Raw genomic sequence first — 17775 nt, forward strand, 5'->3', positions numbered from 1 at the left:
TTGTCATCACGCCCAAGCATGGGCATCAATCGGGCCGTCGGCTCCACTCATAGGTGGAGGAAGGTAGGGGCTCAGACCATATGTTCGCGAACGCCTGCTGCCGGCCGAACGCGACGTCCTGGAAACCGACAAAATTCCTGACGATATCCTGCAGGAACTGCGGGAACTCGGTCTGTTCGGTCTCACGGTACCCGAAGAATACGGTGGAGCCGGGCTGAACGTGCAGCAATACATCCGCTCGATCCATGCTCGCAGCTACGCCATGCCCGCCTTTCGGTCGATTATCTGAATGAACATCGGCATGTTCTGCTCGGCTCTCAAGAATGGCGGAACTGCCGAACAGAAAGCCATCTGGCTGCCGCGCATCGCGAGCAAAAAAAAATCGCTTCCTTTGGCCTGACGGAACCGGGATCGGGTTCGGATTCCGCTGGCCTGCAGACATTTGCCGTAGAAGCCGAGGGCGGCTGGATCCTCAATGGCACGAAGCGTTACATCACCAATGCCCCGTCAGCGAGCGTGGCGCTGGTTATGGCGCGAACCACGAAGGAAAACCTTCCGAAAAATGCGCATGTGTCTGCGTTTATCGTTCCGCTTGAAACGCCCGGCATCACGATCGGAAAGTCCGACAAGAAGATGGATCAGGCCGGCAGCCATATATCCGATATCGTCCTCGACGATGTCCATCTGCCGTACGAGAGCCGGCAGGGCAGGCGACAGCTGCGTCCAGATCTATGGCGGTGCGGGATATCTGGCTGAATACGATGCGGAGCGGTTCTTTCGGGATGCCCGGATTTATCGCATCTACGAAGGCACAACGCAGATCCTGCAACTCCCGATCGCAAAGCATATGCTGCGCGAATTCCGAGGCGCAATCTAGAACGGTTTTCTTCCAGGTCCGGCTATTTGCGCGAGATCAAGGATCTTCTAATATAGCTCGGCAAGTGTGACCTTTCAGATGGAGGTAAAGGTCATGTTCAAGACCAATGTCGGCGGTATCGATCGCGTACTGCGCATCGTGGTTGGGCTAGTGCTGCTCGCGCTGGTCTTCGTCGGGCCGAAGACGCCTTGGGGCTATGTGGGGCTGGTGCCGTTGCTCACCGGGCTGTTGCGCACTTGCCCGCTCTATTCGCTGATCGGGCTGAACAGCTGTCCGCGCCCGTAGCGCGGCGTCTTGCCACGTGCGGATCGAGGCGGCATAGCCGCGCCCATGCATGACATCCGCCTGATCCGCGAAAACGCCGAAGCCTTCGACACCGCCCTCGCCCGCCGCGGGGTGCAACCGGTAGCGCAGTCGATCCTCGCACTCGATACGCGCCGCCGCGACATCGCCACGCGGATGCAGGAGGTGCAGGCGCGCCGCAACGAGGCATCGAAGGCGATCGGCGCGGCCATGGGCAAGGGCGACAAGGACACCGCCGAGGCGCTCAAGGCCGAAGTCGCCGCGATCAAGACCGAACTGCCCGAGCTGGAGGAAGACGAACGCCGGCTGACCGCCGAGCAGAACGCCGCGCTTGCCGCCTGGCCCAATCTGCCTGCCGCCGACGTGCCCGAGGGTGCGGACGAGGCGGACAATGTCGAAGTCAGCCGCTGGGGCACCCCGCGCGAATTCGCGTTCACGCCAAAGGAACACGCCGATCTCGGCCCGGTGCTCGGCCTTGATTTCGAGACCGGCGCGCTGATTTCTGGCGCACGGTTCACGTTCCTGAAGGGCGGGATGGCGCGGCTGCATCGCGCGCTCGCGCAGTTCATGCTCGATCGCCAGACCGGAGAGAACGGCTATCTCGAATGCATTCCGCCGCTGCTGGTCAAGGACGAGGCGGTGTTCGGCACGGGGCAGCTGCCCAAGTTTGCCGAGGACCTGTTCAAGACCACCGACGGACGCTGGATGATCCCCACCGCCGAAGTCAGCCTGACCAATGCGGTTCAAGGCCAGATCCTTGCCGACGCCCAGCTTCCCCTGCGCATGACCGCGCTGACGCCCTGTTTCCGATCCGAAGCAGGCGCGGCGGGGCGTGATACGCGCGGGTTCATCCGCCAGCACCAGTTCGAGAAGGTCGAACTGGTATCGATCACGCGGCCCGAGGATTCCGAGGCCGAGCACGAACGCATGACCGCCTGCGCCGAAGGCGTTCTCCAGGCTCTGGGTCTGCCCTATCGCAAGGTGCTGCTGTGCACCGGCGACATGGGCTTTACCGCGCGCAAGACTTATGACCTCGAAGTCTGGCTGCCGGGCCAGAGCGCGTACCGCGAGATCTCGTCGTGTTCCAACTGCGGCGATTTCCAGGCGCGGCGGATGAATGCGCGCTACCGCCCGGACGGCGCAAAAGGCACCGAATACGTACACACCCTTAATGGTTCGGGGCTTGCGGTGGGACGCACTCTGGTGGCAGTTCTCGAGAACTATCAATGCGATGATGGATCGGTGGACGTGCCCGAAGTGCTGCATCCCTACATGGGCGGGCTTACCCGCCTCATGCCCCTCTCCTGATGCGGCGCGCTGCCGCCGCAGTGCTGTTGCTGGCGGCGGCACCCGTCGCAGCGCAACAGAACGGGCGCGCACCCATCGTCGCCTGGACTTACGTCGTCCAGCCGGGTGACACCTTTGCCCAGATCGCTCGGCGCTGGGGCGTGGACATGAGGGCCCTGGGCGAGGCCAACGCGATTCCCAGTCCTTACATGATCCGCATTGGGCAGGTGCTTAGGCGACCGGAATACGCGAAGCCGACAGCAAGTCCGACACCCGCGCCCGGAGCAGCGCCCATCGCACCGGTCGCGCGCTCCACGCCCCGCCCTGCCCCCACACTGCGTCCGGCCTTGCCTGCGCGCGCCAAGCCTGCCCCGCGCGAATCCGATGCGCCGCGCATGCAGTGGCCGACCGAAGGCGCCGTGATTTCGCACTTCGGCGAAAAGGTTTCGGGAATTCCTTCCAACGGCATCGACCTTGCCGCGCTCTATGGCACCAAGGTGCGCGCGGCGGCGGCCGGCACGGTGATCTACGCTGGCAAGGAACCGGAACGCTTCGGACAGCTTATACTGATCGATCATGGTGGAGGCTTTGTCACCGCCTATGCCTATCTAGGCACGATGACGGTCAAGGAGGGCCAAGTGGTGACGGCGCGCGAACGCATCGCACTGGTGGGCCGGAGCGGCGAAGCCGTCCGCCCGAGCGTGCATTTCGAATTGCGCCGCAACAACGTGCCACGCGATCCCGAGTTGTACCTGCCGCCGCGCTTGTGATGCAGCTTAACCTGCCTGGACTGCGCCGGATCGGGCGCACACCGGGGACCATGCTGCGGCGCGCGCTGAAGGTTCCGGTCTGGGCGGATCTGGGCATCAGGCTGGGCGCTGCATTCGCGCTGATCAGCTTCGTCGTGCTCGTCCACTGGATCGACCGCGACGGGCTCAAGGACAGCCATGACGGCACGATCAGCTTTCTGGACGTCGTCTATTTCACGATGATCTCGATCACGACGACGGGCTTTGGCGACATTGCTCCGGTCAGCGATCGATCGCGCCTCATCGAAGCCGTCATCGTCACGCCGATCCGGATCGCGGTTCTCTTCATCTTTGTCGGCACCGCCTACAATTTCATCATCAAGCGCAGTTGGGAAAGGTGGCGCATGGCCCAGATCCAGAGGAACCTGACCGACCATATCGTGGTGCTCGGCTTTGGCATTTCGGGCTCCGAGGCCGTGGCCGAGCTGGTGGCGCGCGGCACCGATCCTGCGCGGATCGTGGTTGTCGATCGCGACGAGGCGCGGTTGGCCGAGGCGGCCGGCATCGGTTGCAACGTGATGAGCGGCGATGCGACGCGCGATGCGCTCCTGATGGACATCCGCATCGCGAGCGCCCGGTCCGTGCTCGTATCGGCGGGCAGAGACGACACATCGATCCTTATAACGCTAACCGCGCGGCACCTCGCGCCTCGCATTCCGATCAGCACTGTGGTTCGCGCAGCTGACAACGAAGGCCTGGCGCGGCAGGCGGGCGCCAGCACCGTGATCAACCCTGTGCGCTTCACTGGCCTGCTGCTGGCCGGCTCAGCCCACGGCACGCACGTCGCCGATTACCTTACCGATCTCGCCTCGATCGAGGGGCGGGTGCAGCTCGTCGAGCGGCCAGTCAGCGCGGATGAAGTGGGCAAACCGCTTTCAGCCCTTGCCACGCAAGGTCGCGGACTGCGCATCTACCGCAGAGGTGCTGCGATCGGCTTTTGGGAAGAGGCGGCTGGCAGGCTCGAACAGGGCGACGTAATCGTCGAAATCGTGCCGACGCCTTCCTAGCCGAGCAGGTAGAAGGCAAGTCCCATCGCGAGATAGGCGGATATCCAGAAACCGCCGTCAATCAGAGCGAGCCGCGTGCTGATGCGCTGCTGGGTGTAGCTGATCCATAGCGAGGGAATGACGAAGGCGATGGCGAGCCCGCCCGACATCATGAAATAGAGCCACCATTTCACGGCGAGGGTGTCAGGCCCGACGCGCGCGAACATGTGGCCCATCATCGTTGCGGAAACGAGCAGCAGCGCGGCGGTTATCGCCGTCGTGCGCCAGGGCGAGCGGCGAATGCCGAGGCCACCCGGCCCGACAACCTCCAGACGCGCACGCCCGAACAGCGGGCCGTACCACGCGGCGGATACGGCGAGGGCCGCGAAAACTGCAACGACGACGGCAAGCCAGTTGACCGGACCCATGATGTTCCTTCTCTCGCGCCCCGCAGCGCAATCTGCTACGCCTGCAAAGCCCGCTTGGCAATCACAGCCTAACGCACGTGACGCGCAGGCAAAATTGGCCTATGGGCCGCCCCGAGATGGCAACCCAGATTCCCCCCCGCAAAATTCCCGAAGCTCCCAAGGTGGGCATGGTCAGCCTTGGCTGCCCCAAGGCCCTTGTTGATTCGGAACGGATTCTTACCCGTTTGCGCGCCGATGGCTATGCCATGAGCGCCGATTACGCGGGCGCCGATGTGGTGCTGGTCAATACCTGCGGCTTCCTCGATTCCGCCAAGGAAGAAAGTCTTGCCGCAATTGGCGAGGCCATGGCCGAGAATGGCCGCGTGATCGTGACCGGGTGCATGGGCAACGAGGCCGAAGCCATCCGCGCGCGCTTTCCGCAAGTCCTGGCGGTGACCGGCGCACACCAGTATGAGGCCGTTGTCGAAGCCGTGCACGAGGCCGCGCCGCCGAGCATGGGGCCCTACATCGACCTCATCCCGCAGGCAGAGCCCGGCGACGTCAAGCTCACGCCGCGCCACTACAGCTACCTGAAGATTTCCGAAGGCTGCAATCACGCCTGTGCGTTCTGTATCATCCCGTCCTTGCGCGGAAAGCTTGCCAGCCGCCGCATCGATGCGGTGCTGCGCGAAGCCGAGAAGCTGGTTGCCGCTGGCACGAAGGAACTGCTGGTCATCAGCCAGGATACCTCGGCCTATGGCGTGGACGTGCGCCACGAGGAGCGGATGTGGAAGGGCAACCCCGTGCGCACGCACATGACCGACCTTGCGCGCGAGCTGGGCAAGCTGCGCACTCCCGAAGGCGAAACGCCGTGGGTGCGCCTGCACTACGTCTATCCCTACCCGCATGTCGACGCGGTGATCCCGCTCATGGCCGAGGGGCTGGTCACGCCCTATCTCGACATCCCGTTCCAGCACGCCAGCCCCAACGTGCTGCGCGCGATGAAGCGGCCGGCAAACGAGGCCAAGGTGCTCGACCGGATCAAGGCCTGGCGTGCGATCTGCCCGGACATCGCGATCCGTTCGAGCTTCGTCATGGGCTTCCCCGGCGAGACTCAGGCCGATTTCGAATATCTGCTCGAATGGCTCGAGGAAGCGCAGCTCGACCGCGTGGGCGCGTTCCGTTTCGAACCGGTGGCCGGCGCTGCGGCGAATGACCTGCCAGACCAGGTGCCCGAAGCGATCAAGGAAGAGCGCTACGCCCGCCTGATGGAAAAGACCGAGGCAATAAGCGCGGCCAAGCTTGCCGCGAAGATCGGCCGCACGATCCCGGTGATCATCGATGAAGTGGGCGAGCCCGACGAGGACGGCGATATCGGCGCGACGGCCCGGTCACAGGCAGATGCACCCGAGATCGACGGCGCGGTCTATCTGCGCGAGGTGCCCGCAAGCCTCAAGGCCGGGGACTTTGCGCAAGTGCTGATCGAAGACGCCGACGCCCACGACCTTTACGGCGTGATTGCTGGCTGAGCCAAGCCCGTCCCGCCACGCTCGGCATGAGGTGGCGGGATAACAGGCGATATTACTGGTTCGGGTCCTGCACCTTGAACGGATCGGTGGCATCCGGCTTTGTCGGCATGGGCGAGCGAGGCAGCTCCTTGTCGCTCATTGCAGCCTGTAGCAGCATTCCCGCCAGAATGACGGACGCCTGGCGCATGTCGTCCGCGCGCATGTGGTCGAGCGTGTCGATGCTCGAATGGTGGACGCGGCTTTCGTAGTCGAGCGGGTCCTGGATGAACTGGTAGCCGGGCAGACCGATCGCCTGGAGATAGACGTGATCGGTGCCGCCGGTCTTGCTCATCACGACTTTGTCCGCGCCGAGCGAATTGAACGGCGCGAGCCATTCGCGCAGCAGCGAGGCCGCACCGATGTTGCCCTCGGCATAGATGCCGCGGAACTTGCCCGAACCGTTGTCCATGTTGAAGTAGGCCTTGAGATCGGCATACCCGGCCTTGGGCGTGATCGGATAGGCATTGCGCCATGCCGAGTAGCTATCAATGCCCTTGAGCGCCGGATCGACCGGGCGCGTGGCAAGATGCTGCTCGATATAGGCTTTCGAGCCAAGCAGGCCCTGTTCCTCGCCGCTCCACAGCGCAAAGCGGATCGTACGTTTGGGCCGGACGCCCATCTTCGACAGGAGGCGAGCCGCCTCGATCACCGCGACGCTGCCCGCACCGTTGTCGGCCGCGCCGTCGCCCGCGATCCAGCTGTCGAAGTGTGCGCCCGCCATGACGTAGCCCGCCTTGGGATCGGTCCCGGGGATTTCGGCGATGACGTTGTCGGCCATCAGGTCCATTTCATCGAAGCTGGCGTCGATGTTCATGGCAAGTTGCGGCGCAGCTCCGGTCCTGGCCAGACGCACCAAGCGGCGATAATCTTCCTGCGCCATGTCGATCGCGGGCAATGCCAGCGTTTCGCCCGGCGTGAAGTCGTAGCCCTCGCCGTGGACCAGCTTGCCATCGCGGTAGGTCATGCGCACCATGGCCAGCGCGCCTTCGGACTTCAGGAACAGCGAAAGCTTGCGCAGGAAGCCACGCCGCGCGGTCTGCAGGGCGGTGGCTTCGGGATCGTGGCGCGGGAGAGTGTAGACGTCATCCTCGGCGATGTCGGCGGCCGACAGGCGCTTGAACGGCGGTTCCTTGGATTCGCTCGTATCGCCCGGCAGGCTGACCAGCACGATCCTGCCCGAAAGCTTGCCCTTCCACGCGTCGAAGTTCTCGACCTTGCTCATCGGCGCGACGACGACAGGCGCACTGATCGTGCCGCCGGTGGCCGGCGACCATGCGACCGGCAACACCGTCAGTGGCAGGCTGCGCGGCGTGGTCATCGCCGCCGAATACGCCTTCAGGTTCCACCCGAGCCCGAACTCGAACGGCTCGCGGTGGATGTTCTTGAGACCGTATGAAGCGAACTTTGCCACGGCCCATTCCTCGGCCTTGCGGTGGTTCTCCGAATTGGTCAGGCGGGGGCCGATGCGGTCCATCAGTTCCGATGCAGTCTCCATCGCGTCGGACCGGTTGAGGCCTTCGTCGAGGAGCTGCGAGATCATGCGGTCTTCTGCCGGGCCAGCCGCGACCGGCGCAGCGGAAAGGCAAAGGGCGATGACGGCGGCGCTGGCCACCGTGCGCAGACGATTGTTCATGCGTGGAAAACTCCCCGGGTCGGTTTCTCTGGCAACTATCTTGCCATTCGCCCGAGGAAAGCCAAGTGCTTTCATGCAGGTTTCATCAGCCAGTGACTGACGCCCCACTCCCTCCCCTCGCGATTGCCGAACAAGCCCGCCGTGGCGAGGTAGAACAGCCGCCAGCGCCGAATCCAGAGCGGGGTATCCTTGCCGTAGACGCTGCGCAGGACTGGCTCGATCTCGCCGATGTTGGCATCGAACAGCGCCAGCCAGTCGAGCGCGGTGCGTTCGTAATGGGTGCCGTCCCAGCGCCAGTCCGCCTCGACCTCGAACAGGTCGGCGAACTGGTGGATCATGGTGTGGCTGGGCATGATCCCGCCAGTGAAGAAGTACTGCGCGATCCAGTTCGACTTGTCGGCGGTGTCGAAGCGATAGGGATAGCGCTCGTGGCTGAACACATGGAGGAACAGGCGACCCTCGGGCCTGATCCAGCCTCGGATCCGTCCCAGCAGTTCGCGCCAGTTGGCCATGTGCTCGAACATCTCGACCGAGACGACGCGATCGAAGCGACCGTCAGGTCGAAAGGCATTCATGTCCGCGGTGAGCACCGTCAGGTTCGGCAGGCCGCGCTCGGCCGCGCGTGCGCGTATATGCTCGCCCTGCGGCCGCGAGTTGGAGACGGAGGTGATGCGCGCATTCGGAAAGCGAGCTGCCATGTAGAGGCTGAGCGAGCCCCAGCCGCAGCCGAGTTCGAGAATGTCCTGGCCGTCGGCAAGCGCGGCATGTTCGACCGTCGCTTCGAGCGCCGCGAGTTCTGCCTGCTCCAGCGTTTCGCTGCCCGCAGGATAGAAGCAGCTCGAATATTTGGCGTTCGGCCCGAGGCTCAGTTCGAAAAAACGGGGTGGCAGTTCGTAGTGCTGCTCGTTTGCCGCCTCGGTATGTTCGGCGACGGGGCGCTGCGCCATCCATGCGGCGAAGACGGCAACGGCAGGCCTGTCGCGATGAAGCGCTCGGCGGCGCTTGTTGCACAGGAAATCCACGCCGGCGCGCGTCAACCAGTCTGGCAACGGGGCACGTTCGACAAGCGCAATGGCAGGGGCAAGGAGGCTCACGAAAGGAAGCTAGCCACGCAGGTGTGACTTGTGTCAACCTGCCCGCACGGGAGCGCTCTATAACAGGCAAGGAAGCGGTAGGGATAGCGCCGCCATCTGGCCGTGCGAGGGGGAATTCGTGTCGATGAGCCGCACAGGCGCGCTTGATATAGCCGTTGTCGGAAGTGGAATTTCCGGCCTGTCCGCCGCGTGGCTGCTTTCCAAGGGCCACAAGGTGACCCTGTTCGAAGCGGCCGACCGGCTTGGCGGACACAGCAATACGGTGGAAGCGTGTGGCGTGCCCGTCGACACCGGCTTCATCGTGTTCAACGACCGCACATACCCGAACCTTACCGCATTGCTGCAGCATCTTGACGTCCCGACACGCGAAACGGTGATGAGCTTTGCGGTATCGCTCGACCACGGCAGGCTCGAGTATTCCGGCGACTTGCGCGGTCTGTTTGCACAACGGCGCAATCTGGTTTCGCCGCGCTTCTGGTCGATGCTGCGCGACCTGGTGCGGTTCTACAAGGCTGCGCCGCGCGATTTGCCCGATATGGGAGAGCAGGGCCTCGGGGCCTATCTCGACGGTCTGGGCTGTGGCGCAGCATTCCGCGACGATCACCTCTATCCAATGGCAGCGGCGATCTGGTCGACCCCGGTCAAGGACATCCCCTACCATCCCGCAGCAGCCTTCGTGCGGTTCTTCGAGAACCACGGGCTGCTGCAGTTCCGCGAACGGCCAATGTGGCGCACGGTCGAGGGCGGAAGCCGTGAATATGTGAAGCGAATCAGCGCATCGTTCGCCGATCGCGTGCGCCTGTCCTCGCCCGTGCGTGCGGTGCGGCGGCTGGCAAATGGCGTCGAGATCGACGCCGGAGCCGGCTTTGAGCGGTTCGATCACGTGGTGATCGCTGCGCATGCGGATCAGGCGCTGGCCATGCTGGTTGACCATGACGCCGAGGAACGCGCGCTGTTGGGGGCGTTTCCCTATCGCAGAAACGAGGCCGTGCTGCATTCGGACGCACGACTGATGCCGCGTCGGCGCAAGGTGTGGTCGGCATGGAATTACGCGGCCGAGCGATGCGCCGATGAGCACCAGCTTTCGGTGACCTATTGGATGAACCGGCTGCAGCATCTGCCGACAAACAATGAGCTTTTCGTGACGCTCAATCCGCTGGTCGAGCCCGACCCGGAGCTGGTCCATAGGCGCGAGATCTATCACCACCCGGTTTTCGATACGGCTGCGGGCCTTGCCCAACCGCGCCTGTGGTCGCTGCAGGGTAGGCGGCGAACGTGGTTCTGCGGCGCATGGTTCGGCGCAGGCTTCCACGAGGATGGGCTTCAGGCAGGCCTGGCCGTGGCCGAGCAACTGGGGGCCTTGCGCCGTCCATGGCAGGTCGAGAACGAATCCGGGCGTATCCATGTGACGCACCGGGCGCGCGCGCCTGAACCGGCGTGATGGAGGACGGCGCGCTCTATCTGGGCCATGTCCTCCACCGCCGCCTGCGTCCGCGCGTCCATGTGCTGCGATACCGCGTGCTGCACGTGCTGATCGACATCGACCGGATCGAGGCGCTCGCCCAGCGCCTGCGCCTGTTTGCGCACAATCGCTTCGGATTGTTCGCCTTCCATGACCGTGACTACGGCGCGGGAGACGGAACGCCCTTGCGAGCCCACGCTGAAGGACTGTTGCGCAGCGCTGGAATCGAGCCCGGTGGCGGGGCGATCCGGCTGCTCACGATGCCACGCGTGATGGGCTATGCCTTCAATCCGTTGAGCACGTGGTTCTGTCATGCGCGCGACGGCGCGTTGCAGGCGGTGATCTACGAGGTTTCGAACACTTTTGATGAACGGCACAGCTATGTAATCGCGGCCGATCCGGCGAGCCGCGAAGTACGGCAGAGCGCGCAAAAGCGGTTTCATGTCTCGCCATTTTTGCCGATGGACATGGCATACGCCTTCCGCGTTCATGTGCCCGACCAGCGGCTTGGCATCGGCATCATCGTTTCCGATGCCGGAGGCCCCCTGCTATCGGCGATCCATACCGCCCGGCGAGAAGAACTTACCGACGCTGCCCTATTGCGATCTGCACTGTCCTATCCGCTGGTCACTCTCAAGGTGACGGCGGGCATCCATTGGGAAGCGCTCAAGCTATGGCTCAAGCGCGTGCCCCTGTTCCGCAAGCCGCCACCTCCGGAAGCAGCATTTACGCGCGGGACCTGATCAGAACAACTTGGTGAGCAGGTAAAAGGCCGCGCCGACGCTGGCACTGGCCGGAATGGTGATGAACCAGGCCATGACCACGCGCTGCGCCACGCCCCAGCGCACCGCGCTGGCACGTCTGGCGGCGCCGGTGCCGATCACGCTGCCGGTGATGGCATGGGTGGTGGAGACAGGAATGCCGAGCGCGCTTGCCCCGAACACCACGATCGATCCCGCCGACGAGGCGCAGAAGCCGGTGTGGTGATTGAGGCGCGTGATCTTTGTGCCCATGGTCTTGATAATCTTCCACCCGCCCGACATCGTTCCGAGCGATATGGCAAGATAACAGGAGATCACCACCCATTCGGGGATATGGAATTCCCCCTTCAGATAACCGGTCGAATAGAGCAGGACGGTGATGATGCCCATGGTCTTCTGCGCATCGTTTCCGCCGTGGCTGATCGAATAGGCTGCTGACGAAACGAGATGCAGGCCCTTGAAGATGCCCTCGGCGCGGCGCGGCTGGAATCCCCGGAACAGCCAGCTCGTCAGCAGGACGAACGTCATCGCCAGGACGAAACCGATGGTGGGCGACAGGAAGATCGCGAAAAAGGTCTCGATCGTCTTCTTGGATTCGATGGCGCCCAGGCCGCCATGCATCACGCCCGCCCCCAGCAGGCCGCCGATCAGCGCATGGCTCGATGAGGAGGGGATGCCCTTCACCCAAGTCACGACGTTCCAGAACATCGCGCCCACCAGCGCCCCGAACACGACTGCGGGGGTGACGATGTCCTTGTTGATGATGCCCTTGCCGATCGTGTCGGCCACGTGAAGCCCGACCAGCCAGTAGGCGGCAAAGTTGCCGGCTGCTGCAAAGACCACCGCGCCAACCGGCGAGATCAGCCGGGTCGAGACCACCGTGGCGATCGAATTGGCGGCATCATGCAACCCGTTGAGGAAGTCGAACGCCAGCGCCAGCGCGATCAGGCCGACCAGCAGCGGAAAGGCGATCTCGTGCATCGGGAATGCTCCTGGCCAAAGCCGTCAGGCGTGGTCGATGACCAGCGCGTCGATCTCGTTCGCCACATCCTCGAAGGCGTCGGCGATCTTCTCGAGGTGCTTGAAAATCTCGCGCGCGACGATGAAGGCGACCATGTCGCCATCGGTGCGATGGCGCTGGAAATTGGCCTTGAGGCCCGCCTGGTGGATGAGGTCGACCTCGCCTTCGAGCTGGACGATGCGCTCGGTCAGCTTGTGGAGGGGCCCGCCGTTGCGCTCGACATCGCGCAGCAGCGGAATAGCTTGCGCGATCAGGTTCACTGCCTCGACGATCTTGTCGGCCATGGCCTGCATTTCAGGCTCGAATGTGGCTATCTCGTAGAGTTCGATGGCCGAAGCTGCGGCCTGCATCTCGTCGATCGTATCGTCCATCGCGCCGATCAGCGAGGTGATCGCGCCGCGGTCGAACGGCGTGAGGAAAGTGCGGCGCACGGTGAACAGGACTTCACGAATGACGTCGTCCGCGTCGTGTTCGCGGTCGCGGATGCGGCCGATCCATTGCGCGGCATCGCCCTGCGAACGGGTCAGCTTGGCCAGGGCATCGGCTGCATCGACGCAGGCCGCCGCATGGCGCTCGAACATGCCGAAGAAGTCGCCCGTCTTGGGCAGGAGACGCTGGAACCAGCCGAACATCGCAAAGCTTCCCGTGTTGCCGTTATGCTTGCCGGGGCGACTCACGGCTCCGGTGCCGTCGGCCTAGGGCAGTCACGAAACCGTAACAATCCTGCTCGCGGATGTTGTCCACATCGCGGGCTAGAGCCAGCCGATGCTGCGGAATCGCAGCCACAAACCGCCGCAGATCGTGACAATCACGCCCCAGACAGCGAAGTAACCGTAATGCCAGCGCAATTCGGGCAGATAGTCGAAATTCATGCCGTAGATTCCGGCAATGGCGGTGGGCACGGCAAGGATCGCTGCCCAAGCCGCGAGCGAACGCGTCATCTCGCCCTGGCGGTGCTGTTCGAGCAGGCTCGCGGTCTCGACGATGGCGGCGAGCGTTTCCTTGAGGCCGCGCATCCGCGCCATCGCACGGCGCACGTGGTCGAGCACGTCACGGAACCAGATGCGCGCAGCAGGATCGATGCAGGGCAGATCGGCAACGACCAGCCGCTCGACCATTTCCTCCATCGGACCGATCACCCGTTCGAACCGGCGAAGCTGGCGGCGCAGTCGGAAGATGCGGCGGATGACCGACTGCTCGGGGAAAACGTCGATCGCCGCCTCTTCCATCTGCTGGGCAATGTCCTCAAGCCCGTCGAGCAACGGCAGGTAGCCATCGACGATGAAGTCGAGGACGGCGTGCAGCACGTAGTCCGAACCCTCGGCCATGCGCTCGGCCTGCGTCTCAAGCTGTTCGCGCAGTTCGGAATGCGCGCGCGTGCTGCCGAAGCGAACGCTGATCAGGTAGCCAGGCCCGACAAAGAATGCAGTCTGGCCGTAGACGATCTCCTCGCCCAGCATGAGGTCGGCCGTGCGCGCAACAACGAACAGCGTCTTCCCGTAGACTTCGACCTTGGGCAACTGGCGCGGATTGAGCGCGTCCTCCACGGCAAGGGGATGCAGGCCATACTGCTGGCGGACCAGATCCATCTCCGCCGCGCTCGGCTCGCACAGGCCGATCCAGTCGAAGGTGTGCGCGGGCAATTCCGGCGCGGGCGTGCCATCAAGCATGATCGCTTCATCATGCGCGGTTCCGTGGCTGTAGCGGCGTGCTGCGATCAGGGTCATGCTTACACCAGTGGCAAAGTGCAAACGGACTCGCAATCGCGCAAAGACGTGCTAACATTTCTGTAAATAGAAGACGGAGAGAGACCTTGGGCGTTCAGCAGTCCATTGCAACCACGGCAGACGTGGATGTCCTGATCGTCGGTGCAGGCATTTCGGGCATCGGCATGGCCGCGCACATGAAGATGCTTTGCCCCGACCGCAGCTTCGCGATTGTCGAGCGTCGCGGCCAGATCGGCGGCACCTGGGACCTTTTCCGATATCCGGGCGTGCGATCGGATTCCGACATGCACACGCTGGGGTTCATCTTCGAGCCTTGGAAGCACGAAAAATCGATCGCGGACGGTCCTGCCATCCTCGACTATCTCAACCACATTGCCGACGAACGCGACATCCGTCGCCACATCCGTTTCGACAGCAAGGTGCTGAGCGCCGATTTCGACAGCGCCGCCGCGCACTGGGTTGTCACGACGCAAGGGGGCGACGGACAGCGCAGCCGGCTGACCGCGCGCTGGCTCTATCTCGGTGCGGGCTACTACGATTACGACAAGCCATACGAAGCCGACTTTGCCGGACGCGAGGATTTCAAGGGCGAGATCGTCCATCCGCAGTTCTGGCCCGAGAACCTCGACTATACAGGCAAGCGCGTGGTCGTGATCGGATCGGGAGCCACCGCCGTCACAATCGTGCCTTCCATGGCCGACAAGGCCGCGCACGTGACGATGCTCCAGCGCACGCCGACCTGGTACATCACCCGCCCCGCCAAGGACGCGATCGCCAACTTTCTGCGCAAGATCCTGCCCGAGGAACTTGCCTATCGCATCACCCGGTTCAAGAACGTCAAGATGCAGAACCTGCTGTTCAAGCGCGCGCGCGAACGGCCCGAGAAGGTCCGGGAATTCCTGACCAACCGCCTGAAGGGCATTCTGGGCGACAAGTATGACGCCAAGGCCTTTACCCCGCCCTACAACCCGTGGGAGCAGCGCCTGTGCCTGGTGCCGGATGCGGACCTGTTCGAAGCGATCAAGGCCGGGACGGCGAGCGTCGTGACCGACCAGATCGACCGCTTCGATGCGACCGGCATCCAGCTCAAGTCGGGCAAGCACCTCGATGCCGACGTGATCGTGACTGCAACCGGCCTCAAGATGGTCATGGCAGGGAACATCGCGATCAGTGTGGACAGCGTGCCGGTCGATTTCGCGGATCGCTATTATTACAAGGGCGCGATGTTCTCGAACGTGCCCAATCTGGCGGCAGTGTTCGGCTATCTCAATGCCTCATGGACGCTGCGTGCCGACATCAACGCGCGCTATGTCTGCGACGTCCTGAACGCGATGAAGGCCGACGGCAGCGACATCGCAGTGCCCCGGCTTGCGCCCAATCACGGCCTCGACGAGGACAACATCTACGATTTCTCGTCGGGCTACATCAACCGCGCGCGGCATCTCCTGCCCAAGAGCGCGAGCGACATGCGCTGGCGGCTCAATCAGGACTACGTGCGCGATCGCGTGTGGATGCGCGACGACCCGATCGAGGACGGTGTCCTGCAACTGGGCAAGGCCCGTGCGGCATTGCAGCACAAGGTGCAGGCGGAACCCGTGCAATAGCGCTTTTGCACAAGGGTGCGATGCGTTACGCTCGCGCCCCATGACCAGCGAATCCCGCATCTGGACCGCCGCCCTGATCGTCGTTGGCGACGAAATCCTCTCAGGCCGCACGCAGGACAAGAATATCGCCCAGGTTGCGAGCTGGCTTGGCGTGCAGGGCATCCGCCTGCGCGAGGTGCGCGTGGTGCCCGATGTGATGGAAGCTATCATCGAAGCGGTGAACACGCTTCGCGCCCGCAACGACTATCTGTTCACTACCGGCGGGATCGGCCCGACGCATGACGACATCACAGTCGACGCGGTGGCCGAGGCACTGGGCGTGGAAGTTGTGGTCCATCCCAAGGCGCGGGCGATTCTCGAGAGCTACTACGCCACGCGCGGCGGCCTCAACGATGCGCGCCTGCGCATGGCGCGCGTACCGGCAGGCGCGGACCTGATCGAGAACAAGGTGTCGGGCGCTCCGGGCATCCGTGTCGGCAACGTCTACCTGATGGCAGGAGTGCCGGGCATAACCGCGCAGATGCTTGACGGACTGACCGGGACATTGGAAGGCGGACTGCAACTGCTTTCGGCCACGATCGGCTGCTGGGTTGCCGAAAGCGAGATTGCAGACTTGCTGCGCGAGACCGAGAAGACCTTCGAGGACTGCCAGATCGGCAGCTATCCCTTCTTCCGCGAAGGCAAGACAGGCGCGAATTTCGTGATCCGTTCGGTCAGCGAAGATCAGTTGAAGGCCTGCGCCCACGCTCTCGAGAAGGGTCTCGCGGCAATGGGACGTTTTCCGGTCGCAGGCGGGATCTGAACCGATGCTCGATCGACGCCTAGCTCTGCTCGCGCCATTTGCCATGCTGCTGATGGCCGCAACGCCGGTGAAGAAGCGCGCTGCGCCAGCCCGTCCTGCGCTGCCAAGCTATGCCGTTCCTTCAAAGGCCCCGCTCCCGGACAAGGTGCGCATCGCGCTTACCACCGAGATGGGGCCGATCGTGGTCGAGGTGGACGTGAAGCGGGCGCCTGCCAGCGCCACCAATTTCGTCCGATATGCCGAAACGAAGCGGTTCGATGGCACGGTCCTGTACCGTGCGATGCACCTCAAGTGGGGCGAGCAACCCAACGGCCTGATCCAGGGCGGCACGCGCGGCGATCCGCGCCGGAACCTGCCCCCGATAGCCCACGAACCAACCGACCAGACGGGCATCCTGCACAAGGCTGGCACCTTGTCGATGGCGCGCTATGCCCCCGGCACGGCCACGGGCGACTTCTCGATCATGGTTTCGGACCAGCCGGGGCTGGATGCGCAGCCTGACTCGTCCGACCCTGAAGCCAAGGCGGGTTATGCAGCCTTCGGACAAGTGGTCGAGGGCATGGACGTAGTCAGGGCCATTTTTGCCGCACCGATCTCGGAGACCGAGGGCGAAGGTATCATGCGCGGGCAGATACTGGCCCAGCCGGTCAAGATCCTGACCGCCCGGCGCCTTCCCGATCCCGTCCCGGCGACCGCGCCAGCACCCTGACGTGAGGCGCTTGACCCTGGCCGGCGCGCTCGCGCTGTCAGGCTGTGCCGGGGCGGACCTGCCGCGCTTTGAACGAACGCTGGCTGCCAACGACAGCGCTACAGCCGCGCTGGGGCAATGGTGCGCCGCCAAGGAGATCGCACAGCCTCCGACCATCCGCGCCCAGGCCGACCGCGCGGCGAGCGTTTCACCGTCGCCTGCGACCCGCGGCAAGCTTGGCGTGACTGCGGACGAGCCGGTTGCCTATCGCCACGTGCGGCTCACCTGCGGCGACACGGTCCTGTCGGTTGCACAGAACTGGTACGTTCCGTCGCGCCTGACGCCCGACATGAACCGGACTCTCGAGACAACCGACATGCCGTTCGGCAAGGTGGTTGCGCCGCTCCACTTCCGGCGTGAACGGCTGGGCTCGGTGCGAGGGAAAAGTGCCGAATGCCCCACTGGCACCGTCCTCTCGCATCGCGGCGTGCTGCGCCTTGCAGATGGCCGCGCGATCAGTTTCGTCGTCGAATGCTATACCCGCGCCAACCTCAATCGCGCGGGTTGACCGTCCAGTCCATTGCCGCTTCGGCGTAGTGTTCGAGTTCGCGCCAGTGACGATCCCAGCCGGGCCCGCGCTTTTCGGGCGGGATCACCGCCTCGACCTGCAGGCGGGCGATCGTGACCGGGTTCTGGGACGCTTCGGGATCTGACATGCCCCGCTCCTAGACGAGTGGCGCGGACAG

General features: G+C 63.9%; 18 protein-coding genes and 1 pseudogene. 12 read left to right on the forward strand and 7 right to left on the reverse strand.

What is annotated here, in order from left to right; translation table 11 throughout:
• The first annotated feature begins 94 nt into the window (after nt 1-94).
• The 5 genes and pseudogenes from AC2A04_RS17115 to AC2A04_RS17135 all read left to right on the forward strand — a co-directional run bounded on the left by AC2A04_RS17115 (nt 95) and on the right by AC2A04_RS17135 (nt 4283).
• A pseudogene (locus AC2A04_RS17115) lies at nt 95-877 on the forward strand (acyl-CoA dehydrogenase family protein).
• Nucleotides 878-943: 66 nt separating this feature from the next.
• Complete coding sequence (locus AC2A04_RS17120) at nt 944-1162, forward strand: YgaP family membrane protein (RefSeq protein ID WP_484213578.1); 219 nt, start codon at nt 944-946, stop codon at nt 1160-1162.
• Between the two features lie 45 nt (nt 1163-1207).
• Nucleotides 1208-2488 (forward strand): serine--tRNA ligase, encoded by a 1281-nt coding sequence (serS, locus tag AC2A04_RS17125; RefSeq protein ID WP_484213579.1) that lies wholly within the window; start codon nt 1208-1210, stop codon nt 2486-2488.
• The gene (locus tag AC2A04_RS17130; RefSeq protein WP_484213580.1) at nt 2488-3237 is read left to right on the forward strand and encodes a peptidoglycan DD-metalloendopeptidase family protein; all 750 of its coding nucleotides are present in this window, start codon (nt 2488-2490) and stop codon (nt 3235-3237) included. Before serS ends, AC2A04_RS17130 begins: the two co-directional genes overlap by 1 nt.
• On the forward strand, nt 3237-4283 hold the full coding sequence (locus AC2A04_RS17135; RefSeq protein ID WP_484213581.1) for a potassium channel family protein: 1047 nt from the start codon (nt 3237-3239) through the stop codon (nt 4281-4283). The genes AC2A04_RS17130 and AC2A04_RS17135 overlap by 1 nt, the downstream gene beginning before the upstream one ends.
• Here AC2A04_RS17135 and AC2A04_RS17140 read toward each other — a convergent pair.
• Nucleotides 4280-4690: a DUF1761 domain-containing protein gene (locus tag AC2A04_RS17140; RefSeq protein WP_484213582.1), complete on the reverse strand. Its 411-nt coding sequence runs from the start codon at nt 4688-4690 to the stop codon at nt 4280-4282. The two genes, AC2A04_RS17135 and AC2A04_RS17140, sit on opposite strands and share 4 nt — an antisense overlap.
• Before the next feature lie 101 nt (nt 4691-4791).
• Here AC2A04_RS17140 and rimO point away from each other — a divergent pair, with 101 nt between their 5' ends.
• Nucleotides 4792-6198: a 30S ribosomal protein S12 methylthiotransferase RimO gene (rimO, locus tag AC2A04_RS17145; protein ID WP_484213583.1), complete on the forward strand. Its 1407-nt coding sequence runs from the start codon at nt 4792-4794 to the stop codon at nt 6196-6198.
• A gap of 52 nt (nt 6199-6250) precedes the next feature.
• Here the strand turns inward: rimO and AC2A04_RS17150 are convergent, their stop codons facing one another.
• Both AC2A04_RS17150 and AC2A04_RS17155 read right to left on the reverse strand, forming a co-directional pair.
• Nucleotides 6251-7870, reverse strand: a complete 1620-nt coding sequence (locus AC2A04_RS17150) for a M20/M25/M40 family metallo-hydrolase (RefSeq protein ID WP_484213584.1) — start codon at nt 7868-7870, stop codon at nt 6251-6253.
• A gap of 71 nt (nt 7871-7941) precedes the next feature.
• Nucleotides 7942-8964: an SAM-dependent methyltransferase gene (locus tag AC2A04_RS17155; RefSeq protein ID WP_484213585.1), complete on the reverse strand. Its 1023-nt coding sequence runs from the start codon at nt 8962-8964 to the stop codon at nt 7942-7944.
• A gap of 124 nt (nt 8965-9088) precedes the next feature.
• Between AC2A04_RS17155 and AC2A04_RS17160 the strand changes: the two genes are divergently transcribed.
• Both AC2A04_RS17160 and AC2A04_RS17165 read left to right on the forward strand, forming a co-directional pair.
• Nucleotides 9089-10405 carry an NAD(P)/FAD-dependent oxidoreductase gene (locus AC2A04_RS17160; RefSeq protein ID WP_484213586.1) on the forward strand — a complete coding sequence of 439 codons (1317 nt, stop codon included), beginning with the start codon at nt 9089-9091 and terminating at the stop codon, nt 10403-10405.
• Nucleotides 10405-11169 carry a DUF1365 domain-containing protein gene (locus AC2A04_RS17165; protein ID WP_484213662.1) on the forward strand — a complete coding sequence of 255 codons (765 nt, stop codon included), beginning with the start codon at nt 10405-10407 and terminating at the stop codon, nt 11167-11169. The genes AC2A04_RS17160 and AC2A04_RS17165 overlap by 1 nt, the downstream gene beginning before the upstream one ends.
• Here AC2A04_RS17165 and AC2A04_RS17170 read toward each other — a convergent pair whose 3' ends face one another.
• The 3 genes from AC2A04_RS17170 to AC2A04_RS17180 all read right to left on the reverse strand — a co-directional run bounded on the left by AC2A04_RS17170 (nt 11170) and on the right by AC2A04_RS17180 (nt 13935).
• On the reverse strand, nt 11170-12168 hold the full coding sequence (locus tag AC2A04_RS17170; protein ID WP_484213587.1) for an anion permease: 999 nt from the start codon (nt 12166-12168) through the stop codon (nt 11170-11172).
• Nucleotides 12169-12192: 24 nt separating this feature from the next.
• Complete coding sequence (locus AC2A04_RS17175; protein ID WP_484213588.1) at nt 12193-12885, reverse strand: DUF47 domain-containing protein; 693 nt, start codon at nt 12883-12885, stop codon at nt 12193-12195.
• A 75-nt stretch (nt 12886-12960) separates the two neighbouring features.
• Nucleotides 12961-13935, reverse strand: coding sequence for a magnesium and cobalt transport protein CorA (locus AC2A04_RS17180; protein ID WP_484213589.1), 975 nt, complete (start codon nt 13933-13935; stop codon nt 12961-12963).
• Between the two features lie 86 nt (nt 13936-14021).
• On the opposite strand from AC2A04_RS17180, the gene AC2A04_RS17185 reads away from it, so the two are divergent.
• The 4 genes from AC2A04_RS17185 to AC2A04_RS17200 are packed head-to-tail and all read left to right on the forward strand — an operon-like array spanning nt 14022 to nt 17597.
• Nucleotides 14022-15539, forward strand: a complete 1518-nt coding sequence (locus AC2A04_RS17185; protein ID WP_484213590.1) for a flavin-containing monooxygenase — start codon at nt 14022-14024, stop codon at nt 15537-15539.
• Nucleotides 15540-15579: 40 nt separating this feature from the next.
• A complete protein-coding gene (locus AC2A04_RS17190) occupies nt 15580-16341 on the forward strand; it encodes a competence/damage-inducible protein A (RefSeq protein WP_484213591.1) in 762 nt (253 codons plus the stop codon).
• Nucleotides 16342-16345: 4 nt separating this feature from the next.
• Entirely contained in the window at nt 16346-17050 is a 705-nt protein-coding gene (locus AC2A04_RS17195; protein ID WP_484213592.1) for a peptidylprolyl isomerase, read from the forward strand.
• A 1-nt stretch (nt 17051) separates the two neighbouring features.
• On the forward strand, nt 17052-17597 hold the full coding sequence (locus tag AC2A04_RS17200) for a hypothetical protein (RefSeq protein ID WP_484213593.1): 546 nt from the start codon (nt 17052-17054) through the stop codon (nt 17595-17597).
• On the opposite strand, the gene AC2A04_RS17205 is transcribed toward AC2A04_RS17200, so the two are convergent.
• On the reverse strand, nt 17581-17745 hold the full coding sequence (locus AC2A04_RS17205) for a hypothetical protein (protein WP_484213594.1): 165 nt from the start codon (nt 17743-17745) through the stop codon (nt 17581-17583). The two genes, AC2A04_RS17200 and AC2A04_RS17205, sit on opposite strands and share 17 nt — an antisense overlap.
• Between the last annotated feature and the right edge of the window lie 30 nt (nt 17746-17775).

It is taken from the genome of Novosphingobium sp. HNCC26DJ243 (genome assembly GCF_057180545.1).

What these genes read in the sequence shown, in the direction of transcription:
- AC2A04_RS17160 (WP_484213586.1), top strand. Translation starts at nt 9,089, where the DNA reads ATGAGCCGCACAGGCGCGCTTGATATAGCCGTTGTCGGAAGTGGAATT.
- AC2A04_RS17180 (WP_484213589.1), bottom strand. Translation starts at nt 13,935, where the DNA reads ATGACCCTGATCGCAGCACGCCGCTACAGCCACGGAACCGCGCATGAT.
- serS (WP_484213579.1), top strand. Translation starts at nt 1,208, where the DNA reads ATGCATGACATCCGCCTGATCCGCGAAAACGCCGAAGCCTTCGACACC.
- AC2A04_RS17170 (WP_484213587.1), bottom strand. Translation starts at nt 12,168, where the DNA reads ATGCACGAGATCGCCTTTCCGCTGCTGGTCGGCCTGATCGCGCTGGCG.
- AC2A04_RS17135 (WP_484213581.1), top strand. Translation starts at nt 3,237, where the DNA reads ATGCAGCTTAACCTGCCTGGACTGCGCCGGATCGGGCGCACACCGGGG.
- AC2A04_RS17195 (WP_484213592.1), top strand. Translation starts at nt 16,346, where the DNA reads ATGCTCGATCGACGCCTAGCTCTGCTCGCGCCATTTGCCATGCTGCTG.
- AC2A04_RS17205 (WP_484213594.1), bottom strand. Translation starts at nt 17,745, where the DNA reads ATGTCAGATCCCGAAGCGTCCCAGAACCCGGTCACGATCGCCCGCCTG.
- AC2A04_RS17190 (WP_484213591.1), top strand. Translation starts at nt 15,580, where the DNA reads ATGACCAGCGAATCCCGCATCTGGACCGCCGCCCTGATCGTCGTTGGC.
- AC2A04_RS17140 (WP_484213582.1), bottom strand. Translation starts at nt 4,690, where the DNA reads ATGGGTCCGGTCAACTGGCTTGCCGTCGTCGTTGCAGTTTTCGCGGCC.
- AC2A04_RS17150 (WP_484213584.1), bottom strand. Translation starts at nt 7,870, where the DNA reads ATGAACAATCGTCTGCGCACGGTGGCCAGCGCCGCCGTCATCGCCCTT.
- AC2A04_RS17130 (WP_484213580.1), top strand. Translation starts at nt 2,488, where the DNA reads ATGCGGCGCGCTGCCGCCGCAGTGCTGTTGCTGGCGGCGGCACCCGTC.
- rimO (WP_484213583.1), top strand. Translation starts at nt 4,792, where the DNA reads ATGGGCCGCCCCGAGATGGCAACCCAGATTCCCCCCCGCAAAATTCCC.
- AC2A04_RS17165 (WP_484213662.1), top strand. Translation starts at nt 10,405, where the DNA reads ATGGAGGACGGCGCGCTCTATCTGGGCCATGTCCTCCACCGCCGCCTG.